At 73.2% G+C, this 15,956-nt stretch carries 14 protein-coding genes; 10 read left to right on the forward strand and 4 right to left on the reverse strand.

What is annotated here, in order from left to right; all coding sequences use genetic code 11:
* Positions 1-6 precede the first annotated feature (6 nt).
* Positions 7-345: a hypothetical protein gene (locus tag DSM104299_RS13200; RefSeq protein ID WP_272477773.1), complete on the forward strand. Its 339-nt coding sequence runs from the start codon at positions 7-9 to the stop codon at positions 343-345.
* Here the strand turns inward: DSM104299_RS13200 and DSM104299_RS13205 are convergent.
* On the reverse strand, positions 327-1,550 hold the full coding sequence (locus tag DSM104299_RS13205; protein WP_272477774.1) for an MFS transporter: 1,224 nt from the start codon (positions 1,548-1,550) through the stop codon (positions 327-329). The two genes, DSM104299_RS13200 and DSM104299_RS13205, sit on opposite strands and share 19 nt — an antisense overlap.
* A 41-nt stretch (positions 1,551-1,591) precedes the next feature.
* Positions 1,592-2,233 (reverse strand): HD domain-containing protein, encoded by a 642-nt coding sequence (locus DSM104299_RS13210; protein WP_272477775.1) that lies wholly within the window; start codon positions 2,231-2,233, stop codon positions 1,592-1,594.
* A 64-nt stretch (positions 2,234-2,297) separates the two neighbouring features.
* Between DSM104299_RS13210 and murA the strand changes: the two genes are divergently transcribed.
* The 7 genes from murA to hisA all read left to right on the forward strand — a co-directional run bounded on the left by murA (position 2,298) and on the right by hisA (position 8,598).
* Positions 2,298-3,599, forward strand: coding sequence for a UDP-N-acetylglucosamine 1-carboxyvinyltransferase (murA, locus tag DSM104299_RS13215; protein WP_272477776.1), 1,302 nt, complete (start codon positions 2,298-2,300; stop codon positions 3,597-3,599).
* Positions 3,600-3,718: 119 nt separating this feature from the next.
* Positions 3,719-4,657 carry an ATP phosphoribosyltransferase regulatory subunit gene (locus tag DSM104299_RS13220; protein WP_272477777.1) on the forward strand — a complete coding sequence of 313 codons (939 nt, stop codon included), beginning with the start codon at positions 3,719-3,721 and terminating at the stop codon, positions 4,655-4,657.
* Positions 4,654-5,337, forward strand: coding sequence for an ATP phosphoribosyltransferase (gene hisG / locus DSM104299_RS13225; protein WP_272477778.1), 684 nt, complete (start codon positions 4,654-4,656; stop codon positions 5,335-5,337). The genes DSM104299_RS13220 and hisG overlap by 4 nt, the downstream gene beginning before the upstream one ends.
* Entirely contained in the window at positions 5,334-6,572 is a 1,239-nt protein-coding gene (hisD, locus tag DSM104299_RS13230; RefSeq protein WP_272477779.1) for a histidinol dehydrogenase, read from the forward strand. Before hisG ends, hisD begins: the two co-directional genes overlap by 4 nt.
* The gene (gene hisB / locus DSM104299_RS13235; protein WP_272477780.1) at positions 6,569-7,162 is read left to right on the forward strand and encodes an imidazoleglycerol-phosphate dehydratase HisB; all 594 of its coding nucleotides are present in this window, start codon (positions 6,569-6,571) and stop codon (positions 7,160-7,162) included. The genes hisD and hisB overlap by 4 nt, the downstream gene beginning before the upstream one ends.
* A 15-nt stretch (positions 7,163-7,177) precedes the next feature.
* Entirely contained in the window at positions 7,178-7,822 is a 645-nt protein-coding gene (hisH, locus tag DSM104299_RS13240; RefSeq protein WP_272477781.1) for an imidazole glycerol phosphate synthase subunit HisH, read from the forward strand.
* The gene (gene hisA, locus DSM104299_RS13245) at positions 7,819-8,598 is read left to right on the forward strand and encodes a 1-(5-phosphoribosyl)-5-[(5-phosphoribosylamino)methylideneamino]imidazole-4-carboxamide isomerase (protein ID WP_272477782.1); all 780 of its coding nucleotides are present in this window, start codon (positions 7,819-7,821) and stop codon (positions 8,596-8,598) included. The genes hisH and hisA overlap by 4 nt, the downstream gene beginning before the upstream one ends.
* A 219-nt stretch (positions 8,599-8,817) precedes the next feature.
* Here hisA and DSM104299_RS13250 read toward each other — a convergent pair whose 3' ends face one another.
* The gene (locus DSM104299_RS13250) at positions 8,818-10,578 is read right to left on the reverse strand and encodes a PKD domain-containing protein (RefSeq protein WP_272477783.1); all 1,761 of its coding nucleotides are present in this window, start codon (positions 10,576-10,578) and stop codon (positions 8,818-8,820) included.
* Between the two features lie 140 nt (positions 10,579-10,718).
* Here DSM104299_RS13250 and hisF point away from each other — a divergent pair, with 140 nt between their 5' ends.
* Together hisF and DSM104299_RS13260 are read left to right on the forward strand one after the other, a co-directional pair.
* A complete protein-coding gene (gene hisF, locus DSM104299_RS13255; protein ID WP_272477784.1) occupies positions 10,719-11,486 on the forward strand; it encodes an imidazole glycerol phosphate synthase subunit HisF in 768 nt (255 codons plus the stop codon).
* Positions 11,487-11,578: 92 nt separating this feature from the next.
* Positions 11,579-14,377, forward strand: coding sequence for a PKD domain-containing protein (locus tag DSM104299_RS13260; RefSeq protein ID WP_272477785.1), 2,799 nt, complete (start codon positions 11,579-11,581; stop codon positions 14,375-14,377).
* On the opposite strand, the gene DSM104299_RS13265 is transcribed toward DSM104299_RS13260, so the two are convergent.
* A complete protein-coding gene (locus DSM104299_RS13265) occupies positions 14,374-15,954 on the reverse strand; it encodes an outer membrane protein assembly factor BamB family protein (protein ID WP_272477786.1) in 1,581 nt (526 codons plus the stop codon). The two genes, DSM104299_RS13260 and DSM104299_RS13265, sit on opposite strands and share 4 nt — an antisense overlap.
* Positions 15,955-15,956: the final 2 nt, after the last annotated feature.

The raw sequence follows: 15,956 nt of genomic DNA on the forward strand, positions 1-15,956 counted from the left end.
GCAGCGATGTCCGAGCACTGCACCTGGTGTGGCACGGCTGTCCCGGAGGACTCGGGCTTCCGCGTGGCCGAGCCGGAGGAGCGCCGCAAGGCCGTGTTCTGCCGCCTCGAGCACGTCGTCCCGTGGGTCATCCGCGGCGCGGAGTGGGAGGCGGGCCGGATCGTCGACGACGGCGAGCCTGACGACGCCCTCGGCCGCTGCGCGCTGTGCGGCGACCCGCTCGGCGTCGAGCGCGTCCTCGTCGTGCGCCACCGCGGGCAGCACCGGATCGGCGACGCGTTCTGCCGCCTGGAGCACCTCGAGGAGTGGGCGAAGGGCGGCGGCCGCTACAAGGCCGCGTCGTAGACGGGCGCGCGCGTCCCGAGCGTCCGCCAGCGCGTGGCCGCCAGGAGCGCGGAGAGCGCCGCGCCGCCCGCGCTGACCAGGAACGCCGCCTGCCAGTCGACGGCCTCGACGATGACGCCCGCGCACCAGTTGCCCGCCGCCAGGCCGATGACCAGGGACGTGATCGGCCAGGTGTAGGCCTCGGTCTCGGCACCGGCCGGCGCGACGTCGCCGGCGATCTGGTTGCCGGCCGTCAGCGTCGGCGCGATGCAGATCCCGGCCACGAGCGCGAGCGGGAACATCACCGCCAGCGACGGCGCGATCGCCAGCGGCAGGTAGCCGAGCGGGAGCAGCGCGGCAAGCCGCGCGTAGCGCCGCCCGGGCGCGCCCGACCACGAGCGCGCGCCGTAGGCCAGCCCGCCGATGGCGCTGCCCAGCGACCACGTCGCCACCAGCACGCCGGCGAGCCCGCGCGCCCCGTGGTCCTCGGTGAACGCCGGCAGCGTGACCTCCATCGCGCCGAAGCAGAACCCCATCGGCAGCGTGCACAGCACGAGCGTCCGGATGCCCGGTGAGCGCAGCGCGCCGAGCGCGCCGTGGCTGTCGGCGACGTCGCTGATCTGCCAGGTGCGGACGGGCGGCTGGACGAGGAACGCAGCCAACCCCACCAACAACAGGATGGGAGAGAGCGCGAGCGCGATCGCCGGGTCCCACAGCGCCGCCAGCAGCGCGGTCAGCAGCGGGCCGGTCACGAAGATCAGCTCGATGAGGACGCCTTCGAGCGCGAGCGCGGTCCCGAGCAGGCTCGGGTCCTCGTCCTTGAGGATCCGCGGCCAGAGCGACCGCGAGATCGAGCCCAGCGGCGGGATGAACGCCCCGGCCAGCGCGGCCAGGACCACCAACAACCCGACGGGCGCGTCGGACAGGCCGAAGAGCACCAACAACACCATGCAGGCCGCGTGCAGCAGCGACAGCGGCACGACGACGCCGGTCAGGCCGCGCCGGTCGATCAGCCGTCCGATGAACGGCGCCGTCACGCCGACCGCGATCCCGAAGGCGGCGGCCACCGCGCCCGCGGCCGCGTAGGACCCGGTGTGCTCGCGCAGGAACAGGACGATCGCCAGCCCGTTGATGCCGATGGGCAGCCGGGCCGGGATCTCGGCCGTCAGCAGCGCACGGGCGTGCGGAGCGCGCAGGACGCGCGCGTAGCGCTCGCGGGCGCCCATGGGGACAGGAGGGGGACCAGACGAGGCGGGTCTCGAAGCGGTCAGGCCGCTGGCTCGGGCGCGGCGTCGGCCGCGGCACCGCCGGTCCCGTCGTCGTCCGCGGCGCGCCCGTGGAGCTCGAGCTCGTCGGCGCGCTCCTCCAGCGAGGCGATCACGAACCGCAGGTGCTCGTCGAAGTCGACGCCCAGCGCCGCGGCGCCCTCGCGGACCTCGTCGCGGTTGACCGCGGCCGCGAAGGCCGGCGTCTTGAGCTTCTTCTTGACCGACTTGGGCGTCATCCCATGGATGCCCTCGGGCCGCACGTAGGCGCACGCCACGATGAACCCGGACAGCTCGTCGACGGCGTAGAGCGTCTTGGCCATGGCGCTCTCACGCGGGACGTCGAGGAACGTGGCGTGGCCGGCGATCGCGTCGACGATCTCGGGGTCGACGTCGCGCTCCTTCAAGTACCTCAAGATGGTCCGCGGGTGGCCGTTCTCGGTGTCGTCCATGTCCGCGAACCGCTCGTAGTCGGCGTCGTGCAGGAGGCCCGCGACGGCCCAGCGCTCCTCGTCCTCGCCGTTCTTGCGGGCATAGCCGACCATGGCAGCCTCGACCGCCAGGCAGTGCCTCCGCAAGGAGGGTGACTCGACCCATTCGGACAGGAGGTCCCAGGCCTCCGCCCGCGAAAGCTGCGACGACATGGCTGTTACCCTAGCCCAGCGCCCGCACCCCGCTTCGGGAGGCCGAACCGGGCGCTTCGACCGCATGGAGAAGTTCGTCATCGACGGGGGCGCTCCACTGTCCGGCACGGTTGTGCCTGCCGGCAACAAGAACGCCGCCCTGCCCTGCATCGCCGCGTCCGCGCTGACCTCGGACGAGGTCGTCGTGCGCAACATCCCGCGCATCCGGGACGTGCAGGCGATGCTCGACCTGCTCGAGGACCTGGGCGCCACCGTGGAGTGGCGTGCGGAGCACGAGGTCGCCATTTGCGCCGCCGGCATCACGGCGGAGTCGAGCGTCGACCCGCGCATCTCCGCGCGCATCCGCGCCTCGTTCCTGCTCGCCGGCCCGCTGCTCGCGCGCTTCGGCCGCGCGGACATGCCGCCGCCCGGCGGCGACGTCATCGGCCGCCGCCGCCTCGACCCGCACCTGGACGCGTTCAAGGCGCTGGGCGCGCGCATCGAGCAGCACGACCACACCATCTTGAAGCTGGCGGGCAAGCTCCGCGCGGGCGAGGTCTTCATGGACGAGCCGTCCGTGATGGGCACCGAGAACGCGCTGCTGGCCGCCGCGCTGACGCCGGGCGAGACCCAGGTCTTCAACGCCGCCTCCGAGCCGCATGTCGTCGACCTCGCCCGCATGCTGGTCAAGATGGGCGCCGACATCCGCGGCATCGGCTCCAACGTCCTGCACGTCACCGGCGCCGACACGCTCGGCGGCACGACGCACGACATCGGGCCCGACCACATCGAGATCGGCTCGTTCATGGCCATGGCCGGCATGACGGGCGGGGAGATCCGGATCAAGGACACCGAGCCCGACGACCTGCGGATGATCCGCCTGGTCTTCCGGCGCATCGGGCTGGAGACCCAGCTCGACGGCGCCGACGTCGTCGTGCCCGGCGACCAGAAGCTCGTCGTCGAGCGCGACATGGGCGAGCACACGTCCAAGGTCCAGGACGGCCCGTGGCCCGCGTTCCCGGCGGACCTGACCTCGATCGCCGTCGCGCTCGCGACCCAGTCCGAGGGCGAGGTCCTCGTCCACGAGTGGATGTTCGAGTCGCGCCTGTTCTTCTGCGACAAGCTCATCTCCATGGGGGCCAACATCTTCATCGCCGACCCCCATCGCGCGCTCGTCCACGGGCCGCGGCGCCTGCGCGCCGCGCGCGTGGAGTCCCCGGACATCCGCGCGGGCATGGCGGTCCTGCTGGCCGCGTTGACCGCGGAGGGCCGCACCGAGATCGGCAACATCCGTCAGATCGACCGCGGCTACGAGCGGATCGACGAGCGTCTCCGTGATCTGGGGGCGAGCATCGAGCGGGTCGCTGAACAGCCGGCATTGGCGTAACCGTACGGTCGGTCCGCGGCGTCACCCCGCGCTGTCACGGAGATTTCGCAGGGCCTGCGCACTTTCGTGACAAACCGACACAGAGCCTCCGCAGACTTTCTCGTAGTCTGCGGAGCCCGATGATCCACCCCATTCCCAACGGGACGCGTGACGTCCTCCCCGACGAGATGCGCGAGCTGCGCGCGATCACCGAGGCGATGCGCGGGGTGTTCGAGCATCGGAGCTATGGCGAGGTCTGGACGCCCACGATCGAGTTCGAGGACGTCCTGCGGCACGGCGAGACCGGGGTCGACCCCGGCTATCGCGTCTTCGACGACCACGGGCACGTGATGGCGCTGCGGGCCGACATGACCGTGCCGATCGCGCGCGTCGTCGCCACGCGCTACGCGACGGCCGAGCCGCCGCTGCGCTTCTCCTACTTCGCGCACGCGTACCGCGGCGTCCGCCCGCACCGCGGGCAGATGCGCGAGTTCCTGCAGGCCGGGATCGAGCTGATCGGCGCGCCCGGGCCGCACGGCACGGTCGAGGCGCTCACGGTGCTCTGCGAGGCGCTGGACGCCGTCGGCCTGGTCGGCTACCGGATCGCGCTGGGCAGCGCGTCGCTATACCCGGCGCTGCTGAACACCTTCGACGTGCGGCCCGAGGTGGGGGAGAAGTTGTTGTCCGCCTTGGGCGACCGCGACTTCGTCCGCCTCGAGCGCGAGGTCGCCGCCCACGGCGTGGACGACGCGCTCGTGCGCGTCCCGCAGCTGCGCGGCGGGCCGGAGGTGCTCGACGAGATCACCGGCGGCGAGGCCGACGGCCTGCGCGCGATCCTGGCCGACCTGCCGGACGCCGTCCGCGAGAGGATCGTCCTGGACCTCGGGCTCGCACGCGGGCTCGGCTACTACACCGGGTCGGTCTTCGACGTCCTCGATCCCGCGCTCGGCGAGCCGCTGGGCGGCGGCGGGCGCTACGACGGCCTGCTCGCGCGCTTCGGCCGCGACCTGCCGGCGGTCGGCTTCGCGCTGCACGTCGACCGGCTGCACCTCGCGCTCGCGGGGGAGGAGGCGGCGTGAGCGACACCACCAACAACGCGCCGGCGCTGACGATCGCCGTCCCGCGCGGAGCGCTGTTGACCGAGACGCTCGACCTCCTCGACGATGTCGGCGTCGACACCGCGGAGGTCCGCGGGAACGGCCGCAAGCTGCTGTTCGACAACGTCGGCATCATCACCATGCGCCCGTCCGACGTGCCGACCTACGTCGAGGCCGGCGCCGCCGACGTCGGCATCACCGGCAAGGACGTGCTGACCGAGCAGGACGAGCGCCAGGTCGTCGAGCTGCTCGACCTCGGCTACGGCCCGTGCCGCATGATCTTCGCGACCGTCGTGGGCGAGCCCGATCCGGCGGCCGAGGCGCTGCGGCGGCTGGGCGTGATGCGCGTCGCGACCAAGTACTCGCGGATCGCTGCCCGCTACTTCGAGGAGACCGGCCGGCAGGCCGAGATCGTCGAGGTGAAGGGGTCGGTCGAGCTCGCGCCGCTAACGGGCCTCGTGGAGGCGATCGTCGACGTCACCGCGACGGGCAACACGCTGCGCGAGAACGGCCTGGTCATCCGCGAAGAGATCATGACCTCGACCGCGCGGCTGATCGCCAACCCCGTGGCCCACAAGCTCAAGTCCGCCGCCATCGACGAGCTGACGCGCCGGATGCGAGCGGCCAACAAGCCGTCGGCGCCGATCGCGGGCGGCGCATGAACGTCGAGCGCTTCGAGGCCTCGGGCGCGCCGGCCGACGCCGCCGAGTCGTTGCGGGCGCTCGCGCCCGCGGGCGTGTCGGTCTCCGGCACCGTCAGCGAGATCGTCGCCTCGGTGCGCACGCGCGGCGAGCAGGCGTTGCTTGAATACGCCGAGCGCTTCGATGGTGTGACCGGTGCTCTGCGCGTCACGCGCGAGGAGTGCGACGCGGCGCTGGCCGCGCTCGATCCCGTCGTCCGCGCCGGCCTGGACGTCGCGATCGCCAACGTGCGCGAGGTCGCCGAGGCCGGGCTGGTCGGCGACAAGGCGCTGACGCTGCCGGAGGGCCAGCAGGTCACGATCCGCGAGGTGCCGGTCCGGCGCGCCGCGATCTACACGCCGGGCGGGCGCAACCCGTACCCGTCGACGGTCGTCATGGGCGTCGTCGCCGCGCGCGCGGCCGGGGTCGACGAGGTCGTGGTCTGCGCACCGGGCGCACACCCGGTGATCCTCGCGGCGTGCGCGCTGTGCGGTGCCGACGAGGTCTGGCGCATGGGCGGCGCGCACGCGGTCGCGGCCTTCGCCTACGGGACCGAGACCGTCGACCGGGTGGACGTGATCGCCGGCCCGGGTTCCCTCTATGTCCAGGAGGCCAAGCGCCAGGTGTCGGGCGACGTCGGCATCGACGGCTTCGCCGGGCCGTCCGACGTGCTGATCCTGGCCTCCGGCGACGCGGACGTCGATCTCGTGGTCGCCGACCTGCTGGCCCAGGCCGAGCACGGGATCGGGACGATCGTCGCCCTCGTGACCGACGACGCGGCGCTGGCGCACGAGGTCGCAGCGCGCCTGGACGAGACCGAGGACTCCGATGCGGCCGCGGCGGTCGTCGTGGTCGACGACCTCGACACCGGGCTGGCCGTCGCCGAGGCGTTCGCGCCCGAGCACCTGCAGCTCGTCGGCTCCGGCGCAGAGCCCTTCGTCGACCGCGTCCGCTCCGCCGGCTGCGTGTTCGTAGGGCGCGAGAGCGGCACCGCGTTCGGCGACTACGTCGCGGGCTCCAACCACACGCTGCCCACCGGCGGCGCCGCGCGGTTCACCTCCGGGCTGTCGACGCGGCAGTTCCGCCGGCGCATGAGCGTGGTGCGGATCGGGCCCGCAGCGGACGCCCTCGCGCGCGCCGGCGTGCCCATCGCGGAGGCCGAGGGCTTCACCCGGCACGCGGACTCGATGCGGGTACGGGAGAATCCCTCGGGATGACGCGCACCGCCGAGATCTCACGCAAGACGAAGGAGACCGACGTCCGCCTGACGCTCGGCCTCGACGGCAGCGGGGCCGGGACCCGGGAGACGGGCGTCGGCTTCCTCGACCACATGCTCGACCTGCTGTCGCGCCACGGTCGGCTCGACCTGTTCGTCGACGTCAAGGGCGACCTGGAGACCGGCGCGCACCACACGGTCGAGGACACGGGCATCGTCCTCGGCCAGGCGCTCGACCAGGCGCTCGGCGATCGCAGCGGGATCCACCGCTACGGCCACGCGGTCGTGCCGATGGACGAGGCGCGCGCAGCGGTGGCGCTCGACCTGTCCGGTCGTCCGTTCCTCGCGTTCGAGGCCGACCTGCCGCCCGGCGGCACCGGCAACTTCGACCACGAACTGACCGAGGAGTTCTTCCGCGCGGTCTCGTCGGCGGCGCGCATGACGCTCCATGTGACGGTCGAGACCGGGACCAACGCCCATCACATGATCGAGGCGGCGTTCAAGGCCTTCGCCCGCGCGCTGCGCGAGGCCGTGTCGATCGACCCGACCGAGAAGGGCGTCCCGTCGACCAAGGGGACGCTCACCTCATGAGGCGGGAACGCTGCGATGGGTGACGTGACGCTCGGCGTCGTCGACTACGGCATGGGCAACCGCCGCTCCATGGAGAAGTCGCTGGAGCGCGCGGGCGCGACGGTCGTCCTCACCGGCGACCACGACGCGCTGCGCGCCACCGACGGCCTCGTCGTGCCGGGCGTCGGCGCGTTCGCCCGTGCGATGGCGTTGTTGAACGAGTCGGGGCTGACCGAGCTGATTCGCGACCGCGCGGCGGCCGGCGTCCCCGTGCTCGGCTCCTGCCTGGGCATGCAGCTGCTCTTCGAGCACAGCCCCGAGTTCGGCGGAGCCGACGGCCTGGGCCTGCTGCCCGGCGAGGTCGTGCCGCTGGACGCGCGCGGCCAGAAGCTTCCGCACATCGGCTGGAACAACGTCCGCTGGTCGCGGCCCAGCGCGTTGAGCGCGGGCCTGCCCGACCCGACGCCGTTCTACCACGTGCACTCCTTCGTTCCCGCGATCGCGCTCGACAGCGAGATCGCGCTCGGCATCAGCGACTACGGCAGCGAGTTCGCGTCGGTCGTCGGCCAGGGGAACGTGTTCGGCACCCAGTTCCATCCAGAGAAGTCCTCGCGCGACGGCATCGCCCTGCTGGCGAACTTCGTGCGTGTGTGTACGTCAGTGGAGGCGACGGCAGCTTGATCCTGTACCCGGCGATCGACATCAGCGAAGGCAAGGCGGTCCGCCTGGTCAAAGGTGACTTCAATCAAGTCACGGTCTACGAGGACTCGCCCTTGGAAGCCGCCCGCGCGTGGGTGGACGCCGGCGCGAGGTTCCTCCACGTCGTGGACCTCGACGGCGCGCGTTACGGCTCCCCGAAGTCGCTGGACCACCTGGAGCAGATCGCCAACGAGCTGCACGTGCCCGTCCAGTACGGCGGCGGCCTGCGGTCGCTGCCGGCCGTCCGCGACGCGTTGCGCGCCGGCGCCGAGCGCGTGATCCTCGGCACGGCGGCGTTCAACGACATCGACTTCCTCGACGACGTGCTCGGCGCCTTCCGCGACCGCACGATCGTGTCGGTCGACACGCGCGGCGGCAACGTCTCGACCTCCGGTTGGCAGGAGACCACGCAGATGCCGGCCGCAGCGGTCATCGAGCGGCTGCAGAACCGCGGCGTGCGCTCGTTCGTCTACACCGACGTCGACCGCGACGGCATGCTCGGCGGCATCGACTTCGAGGCCGTCAAGCGGATCGCCAACGTCGTGCGCGGCCGGTTCATCTACTCCGGCGGCATCGGCTCCGTCGAAGACCTCCGCGGCCTGCGCGACCTGCGCCAGGTCAACCTCGGCGGCGTCATCGCCGGCAAGGCGCTCTACGAGGGCCGCTTCACGATCGCCGAAGGCCAGAAGGCGCTCCAGCCCGAGGTCGTCGACCGCAGCGACAAGAAGCCCTACCGACCGGTTCCGGCGACGGACTGACGTGTCGGCGGCCGCTGCGCCGCGGCCGCGCCGGGCGACGTGCCGCTGCACCGGGCGACGCGCAGCCGCGCCGGGCGACGTGCCGCTGCGCCGGGCGACGCGCAGCTGCGTCGAGCGACGTGTCGCCGCGCCGGGCGACGCGCCTGCGCTGGCGCGAGGTGCTGCCGCGGTGGTGCGCCAGGCGCCGTGTCGCCGCGGTTGCGCCGCCCGCGCCTCGTCTCAGCGGCGCGTCCGGGCGCGCGCGACGGTCAGCGTGATCCGGACCGGGCGTGCGGCGTTGCCGGCCGCGTCGTGGGCGGAGATCGTCAGGCGGTAGCGGCCCGGTCGAAGCTTCGCGATGCCGCGCAGGCGCAGGCTGCCGGACTTGCGGTTCTTCACGGTCGTGCGCAGCGCGACGACGGTGCGCTTGCAGGCACGACCATGCCTGGCCTTCGGCGGTGCGACGCAGCGCGAGCCCTTGCGCCGGCCCGCGCTGGCGTGGGTCACGGTGACCGACACGGTCGCCGGCTCGCTCAGCGTGAGCTTCAGCGTCAGCGCGCGGCGGGCCCGGACCTTGTGCGCCGACCGGACGCGGAGCGTGGGCGGCTTGGTGTCGGCCGCTGCGGCGGACGCCAGCACGACCGAGACCGTCTGCGTGGCCGTGCCCGTGCGTCCGAGCGCGTCGGTCACGGTCAGCGTCACCGTGCGGGTGCCGGGCGTCGCGTAGGCGTGCGCCGCGGTCGCGCCCTGCGCGGTCGAGCCGTCGCCGAAGTCCCAAGCGTAATGCGCGATCGGGCCGTCGGCATCGCTCGAGCCGCTCGCGTCGAACGCGACCGCGGCACCGGTGGCCACACCGGCCGGCGGCGCGCCGAAGCGCGCGACCGGGGGCGCGTCGGCCGCGACGAGGCGGCTGAGCAGCGCGTCGTGCACGACCGACCGCAGGCCCTCGACCGACGCCGCCGTGGCGACCGCGCTCTGCGCGCCGTCGACGCAAGCGTCCGTCGTGCACAGCCGGTCGAACACGTACGCGCCGGAGGTGTAGGTCCGCAGGTCGATGCTGCCGTCGAGCCGCATGAACGGGATCCGCTGCAGCTCGGTGAGCGACATGTCGGTCGCGTACCGGGTGGTGTCGGTCGAGCTGCCGCACGCCGGCGGCTGGCCGTACGGGCCGCCGCAGGGCGAGGCGTACGAGCCGCCCTTCTGCGCGAACCACGCCTGGTCGAGGAACGGGATGACCACGCTGCTCGGCAACCCGAGCTTCTGCGCCTCGTCGGCGACCATCTTGCCGAAGTCAGAGGCCGTCGAGTACGTCCCGTGGAGCATCGTCGCGTAGAGGTGGTCGCGGCCCGCGGCGGCGACCAGCCGGCCCGCGTCGAGCGCCGCGTAGAACCGGCTCATGTCCGCCAGCGTGGTCACGTTGCGCTTCCCGCCGCGGTACGCGCAGCCGATGAAGTCCTGGTGCAGCGCGGTGCTGGTCATGCCGGCCGCGGTGGCGACCGCGTTGATCGGCCCGAGTCCGCCCCCCGCGAGCAGGATCGCGCGTGTCAGCGTGTTGTCGGAGTGCACCAACATGCCCTGCTCGGCGCCGCCCAGCGTGATCCCGGTCCGCGCGTTGGCCGCGACCTCGTCGCTGGCGACCGGGCAGAGCGTTGGGCTCGACGGGTTGCCGTTCGCGTTGGGCGAGTCAGGGTACTTGTAGGCCTTGATCGCGCCGGCGAACGTCGCCTGACCGGCCACGACGCGACGCTCAGCGGCCACGCCGTAGAGCACCTTCACCGAGCTGGCCGGCTCGTACTGCGCATCGGCGCCGGAGCTGACGACCGGTGCGCCGCCGGCGGGGCGGACGTCGACGCCCACGCCGCCGCCGGGCCCCGCCGCGCCGAGCGGCGCCAGGACCCGCGCGGTCTCGCCGGGCGGCGGATCGGCGTGGGCGACCGCCGGCGCGACCCCGGCAACAGCGAGGACGAGCAGCGCGAGGAGACGAGCAACACGGGGGGACATGGAGGGAGCCTGGGTGGGTCGGGGTGGACGCCGGGGGGAGACGGCGGGAGCGGCGCCGCAGCCTATAGCCGCCGCCGCGCCGCACATACCGCACATGCCCGGGGCCGGACCAAACGGTCGCTCGGCATACACTCACGGCCGTGCACCTCAAGCGCGTGATCCCCTGCCTGGACGTCGACAACGGCCGTGTCGTCAAGGGCACCAACTTCGTGGGGCTGCGCGATGCGGGCGACCCGGTCGAGCTGGCCGAGCGCTACGACGCCGAGGGCGCCGACGAGATCATCTTCCTCGACATCACCGCGACGCACGAGCAGCGCGAGACGATCGTCGACCTCGCGCGCCGCACGGCCGACAACGTGTTCATCCCGTTCACGATCGGCGGCGGCATCCGCTCCGTGGCCGACGCGCAGGCCGTCCTGGACGCGGGCGCCGACAAGGTCTCGGTCAACTCGGCGGCGGTGTCGCGGCCCGGCCTGCTCGACGAGCTCGCCGAGCACTTCGGCTCGCAGTGCGTGGTGCTGGCGATCGACGCCAAGCGCCGGGTCGACGCCTCGCAGGCCGACGGCTGGGAGGTCTTCGTCGCCGGCGGGCGGACGCCGACGGGCCGCGACGCGGTCGAGTGGGCGGTCGAGGGCGTGCGCCGCGGCGCCGGCGAGATCCTGCTCACGTCGATGGACCGCGACGGCACCAAGGACGGATACGACCTCGAGCTGACCCGTGCGATCGCGCAGGCCGTCGACGTTCCCGTCATCGCCTCCGGCGGCGCGGGCGACCTGGACGACCTCACCGACGCGCTCAACGCGGGCGCCGACGCGGCGCTCGTCGCGTCGCTCTTCCACTTCGGCGAGCACACGGTCGCCGAGGCCAAGGCGCGCCTGGTCGAGGCCGGCGTGCCGGTCCGCCCCTAGACGCACGGGCGAGGAAGCCGGGACCCCGCTGTACCGGATCCTGTCCGATCGACCAGGGTGAGGTCCGCCGCCGGACCGTAGGGTCGCCGGCTATGCATGGGGTTGCGCGGGTCCTCGCGGTTGCAGCGTGCGCGCTGACGACCGCCGTCTTCTGCTCGGCGGCGTCGGCCGACGTCCAGGCCGTCAACGCGGCGTCGACCGCCGGCACGGGCTCGACGATCCAGGTGCCGGGCTTCGCCGTCGCCGCCGGCGGCGACCGCCTCCTGGCCGTCGGGATCTCGACGACCGCCGGCGCGACGGTGAGCGGCGTGACCTACGGCGGCCAGGCGCTGACCAGCCGCAGCGCGGACGGCGCGACCGCCCAGTCCGGCCCAGGGACCCGCGCGCAGATCTGGACGCTGAGCAATCCGCCGGTGGGCTCGGCGACCGTGGCCGTCACCTTCGCGGGCTCGGCGTCCGCGGTCGTCGGGGCGACGGCCTTCACCGGCGTCGACCAGCTCGATCCCGTCCTCGCCGCGACCTCCCAGAGCCTGGACGTCAGCGCGAACTCCGCGTCCCTCGTCTTCAACAACACCGTCAAGGCCGACGGCATGTTCGGCGTGATCGCGCTGGACAACCTCGCCAACACGAGCGAGCCGGTGGTGGGCGGCGCGACCGACCTCGTCACCCCGACGCAGGCGTGGAAGGCGACGTCGGGCGTGCACGGCTCCGCCGCATCGCGCTCGGGCAACACCGGCGCCAACCAGGCGACGACGGCGGGCATCAACTGGCATTGGACTTTCCTCGACGGCCAGCAGCGCGACCCCTACACCCAGGTGATCGTCGCCTTGCGGCACTCCACCGCCGCACCCGTCGTCGTCGCGCCCACCGTCACCACGCCGACCAGCGCGGCCGTCACGACGACGACCGCGACGCTCGGCGGCACCGTGACGAGCAACGGCGGCGGCGCGCTGAGCGCCAGCGGCGTCGTGTACTGCGCCTCGCCCTGCACGCCGGCGATCGGCGGCGCGGGCGTGACCCAGATCCCGCTCGCCACGCCGGTGGTCGGGACGTTCACGGTGCCGGCGTCGGCGCTGTCGCCTTCGACGGGCTACACCTTCCGCGCCTACGCCACCAACAGCGCCGGCACCGGTTACAGCGGCGGCGGGTCGTTCACCACCGCGACGCCCAACCGCGCGCCGACCGCGGACGCGGGCGGCCCCTACACGACCGTCGAAGGCTCGGGTGTGAGCCTCGCGGCCACCGGCTCGGACCCGGACGGCGACCCGCTGAGCTACTCGTGGGACGTCGACGGCGACGGCACGTACGGCGACGCGACGGGCGCGACGCCGACGCTCACGGCTGCGCAGCTGGGGACGCTGGGCCTCGGCGACGGCCCGGACGCTTCGAGCGTGCGCGTCCGCGTCTCCGACGGGTCGCTGACGACGACCTCGGCGACGGCGACGCTGACGGTCACCAACACCGCGCCCTCCGCCGCGTTGGCCAACGACGGCCCGGTCGTCGAGGGCGCGGACGCCACGGTGTCCTTCACCGGCGCGACGGACGCCTCGGAAGCCGACGCCACCGCCGGGGTCCGCTACGCCTACGACACCGACGACGACGGCATCTGGGACGTCGGCGGCGCCACCTACGCGACCGCCGTCACCACCACGTCGACGACCGTCCCGACGCTCGACGACGGCGTTCGGACCGTCCGCGGGCTCGTCATCGACAAGGACGGCGGGTTCCGCGCGTACACCACGGCCATCACCGAGACCGGCGCGGCGCCGGCCGCGACGCTCGGCAACAGCGGGCCGGTCGTCGAGGGCTCCGACGCCACCGTGTCGTTCACGGGCGCGAGCGACGCGTCGCCCGCCGACACGACCGCCGGCCTCCACTACGCCTACGACGTCGATGACGACGGAACCTGGGACGTCGGCGACGGCACGTACGCCGGCGGCGTCACGACCACCGGCGCCACGCTGCCGACGACCGACGACGGCACCACCACGGTGCGCGCCGCGGTCATCGACAAGGACGGCCTGAAGACCGAGTACACGACCGACGTGGTCGCCACCAACGGCGCGCCGGCGGTCACGGTCACCGCGCCGCCCGGCACTACGCCGATCGAGGCCGCGCTGACCTTCGCGCTCGCGACGACCGACCCGTCCAGCGCCGACACCGCCGCCGGTTTCACCTACGACGTCGACTGGGGCGACGGGCACGCAGAGACGCTCACCGCGGCGGCCGCGGCGACCGTGGTGCACACCTATGCCACGGTCGGCGACCACACGGTCGCCGTCGTGGCCACCGACAAGGACGGCGCCAAGAGCACGGCCGGCACGACGACCGTGACGATCCCGGCGCGGCCCGCCCCGCCGGCCGACCCGGCGCCGACCACCACGACCACCCCGACGAGCACGCCGGCGCCCGCGCCCGTCGTCGCCGCCTCGGCGCCGTCGATCATCAAGGTCCAGAGCCTGACCGTCGCGCCGCGCTGCGTCGCGTCCGCCGCGGCGACCTCGCGCTCCGTCAAGATCCGCTACCGCCTGACCGCGGCCGCCGCCGTGCGGGTCACGATCCAACGCGGCACCGGCTCCCAGGCGCTCCGCACGTGCCCGCCGGTCCGCGGCCGCCAGCAGGACGACGGGCACTACCAGCCCGGCACCTACAAGCCGGTCACGGCCAAGGAGACCACCGGCTCGCCCGGTGGCACGTCGCTGACGATCGCCAAGGGCGGCAAGGGCGGCGCGGTCGGCACCATCGCAACGCTCCGCCCGCAGGCGCTGCTGGCCAAGGGCGAGAAGCTGAAGCCCGGCACCTACCTGCTGACGGTCGCCGTGCTCGGCACGGACGGCAAGGCGCAGAGCACGGCGCGGGTGAAGTTCTGGGTGTTGAAGCCCAAGGCCTAGGCCTTCCGCGCCCGGCAGATCGTCCGGCCGTCGGACTTGCGCGTGAAGCAGACCGGCGGCTTGGGCACCCGGCACTTGGTCTTGCCGCTTGACCTGAAGCAGACCTCGAGACCCTTGCGCCGCGCGGCCAGCCGGCGGGCGACGGCGCGCTTGCGCTCCAGGACGCGACGGTCGACGTAGCGGCGATGGCGGCGCTCGGCGACCGCGCTCAGATGTGCGCGCCGCTGCTTGCGCCCCGCCGCGGTCAGCGTCCCCTCGGCCGTACGGCCCTCCTCGCCCAAGGCGTACAACGTGGCGTAGCCGACGAGGTAGATGCGCTGGCCGTCGGAGATCACGGGGTTGAACGCGCCGCGGCCGATCGACCACACGGCGTGCCCGGTGGCCGCGCCGACCGCGCCGGTCGAGTGCTTGGTCAGGTTGGAGTAGAACACCAGGTCGCCGATGACGACCGGGCCGCCGGAGATCTTGCCGCCGCTCTTGTGGGTCCAGCGCACGCTGCCGGTGCGCGCGTCGAAGGCGTACAGCTTGCCGTCGTAGGACCCGGCGTACACCGTGCCGCCGAGCACGGGCGAGATCGCGGGGGAGGAGTAGACGTAGCCGCCGGTCTTGTGGCGCCACGCGAGCTTGCCGTCGCGCGCGCTGAAGGAGTACACGAACCCGTCGGTGTTGCCGATGTACACGCGGCCGTAGGCGATCGCCGCCGTCGCGTAGAAGTTCCCCGACTTCAGGCCGAACGCGCCGCCGCTGGTCCCGGTCTGCCACAGCTGCTTGCCGTCGGCGCGGCGGATCGCGGTGACGTGTCCGCCGTAGTCGCCGAAGATCAGGCGCCCGTCGTCGTCCAGCGCGAGCGCGCCCTTGACCGCGCCGCCGGCCTTGTAGGTCCACTGGATGTCGCCGTTGGCGGCGTCCATCGCGTAGACGGTCCCGTCCTCGGAGCCGAAGTACAGCCGCCCGTGGTCGAGCAGCGGCGAGGACTCGGCGCGGCTGGGCAGCTTGCGCGACCAGCGCGTGCGACCCGTGTAGCCGGCGATGGCGGCGATGCGGCCCGCCCGGATCCCCTTGCCGCGCGAGAGCATGACGGCGTAGACGGTCCCGTGCGAGCACGCCGGCGAGGACGCCGCGAGGTAGCCGAGCTTGACCTTCCAGCGCACGTGGCCCGTCCGGCGCGAGATCGCGTAGAGCGCGCCGTTGTTCTTGAGCAGGTACAGCGACTTGCCGCAGATGACCGGCGGGAACTCGAGCAGGATCGAGCCCGTCACCTTCCAGCGCACGTTGAACGGCGGCCGCAGGTTGCGCTCCAGCGGCAGGTAGCGCGCGCGGTTCTGCGTGTAGCCGTAGACAGGCCACTCGAACCCGTCGGCGAACGGGTCCTTGGCAGACGACGTGGTGGTCTTCGGCGCGGGCGTGGTGGGCGTCGGCGCGGTCGGCGGCGCCGTGTCGAACTCGACGTCGGAGTTGGAGACGTCGCCCGGGCCGCCCGTCAGCACCTTGACCGCACCGGCCGCGAGCAGCAACGCCACGACGACCGGGACGATCCACACCAGCCGACGGCGGCGGCCGCCGGAGGGACGGGTCATGG

Origin of the sequence: Baekduia alba (assembly GCF_028416635.1) — a bacterium.
GTDB lineage: Bacteria > Actinomycetota > Thermoleophilia > Solirubrobacterales > Solirubrobacteraceae > Baekduia > Baekduia alba.

What these genes read in the sequence shown, in the direction of transcription:
- DSM104299_RS13200 (WP_272477773.1), top strand. Translation starts at nt 7, where the DNA reads ATGTCCGAGCACTGCACCTGGTGTGGCACGGCTGTCCCGGAGGACTCG.
- DSM104299_RS13205 (WP_272477774.1), bottom strand. Translation starts at nt 1,550, where the DNA reads ATGGGCGCCCGCGAGCGCTACGCGCGCGTCCTGCGCGCTCCGCACGCC.
- hisD (WP_272477779.1), top strand. Translation starts at nt 5,334, where the DNA reads ATGAACGTCGAGCGCTTCGAGGCCTCGGGCGCGCCGGCCGACGCCGCC.
- DSM104299_RS13260 (WP_272477785.1), top strand. Translation starts at nt 11,579, where the DNA reads ATGCATGGGGTTGCGCGGGTCCTCGCGGTTGCAGCGTGCGCGCTGACG.
- murA (WP_272477776.1), top strand. Translation starts at nt 2,298, where the DNA reads ATGGAGAAGTTCGTCATCGACGGGGGCGCTCCACTGTCCGGCACGGTT.
- DSM104299_RS13265 (WP_272477786.1), bottom strand. Translation starts at nt 15,954, where the DNA reads ATGACCCGTCCCTCCGGCGGCCGCCGCCGTCGGCTGGTGTGGATCGTC.
- DSM104299_RS13210 (WP_272477775.1), bottom strand. Translation starts at nt 2,233, where the DNA reads ATGTCGTCGCAGCTTTCGCGGGCGGAGGCCTGGGACCTCCTGTCCGAA.
- DSM104299_RS13220 (WP_272477777.1), top strand. Translation starts at nt 3,719, where the DNA reads ATGATCCACCCCATTCCCAACGGGACGCGTGACGTCCTCCCCGACGAG.
- DSM104299_RS13250 (WP_272477783.1), bottom strand. Translation starts at nt 10,578, where the DNA reads ATGTCCCCCCGTGTTGCTCGTCTCCTCGCGCTGCTCGTCCTCGCTGTT.
- hisB (WP_272477780.1), top strand. Translation starts at nt 6,569, where the DNA reads ATGACGCGCACCGCCGAGATCTCACGCAAGACGAAGGAGACCGACGTC.
- hisH (WP_272477781.1), top strand. Translation starts at nt 7,178, where the DNA reads ATGGGTGACGTGACGCTCGGCGTCGTCGACTACGGCATGGGCAACCGC.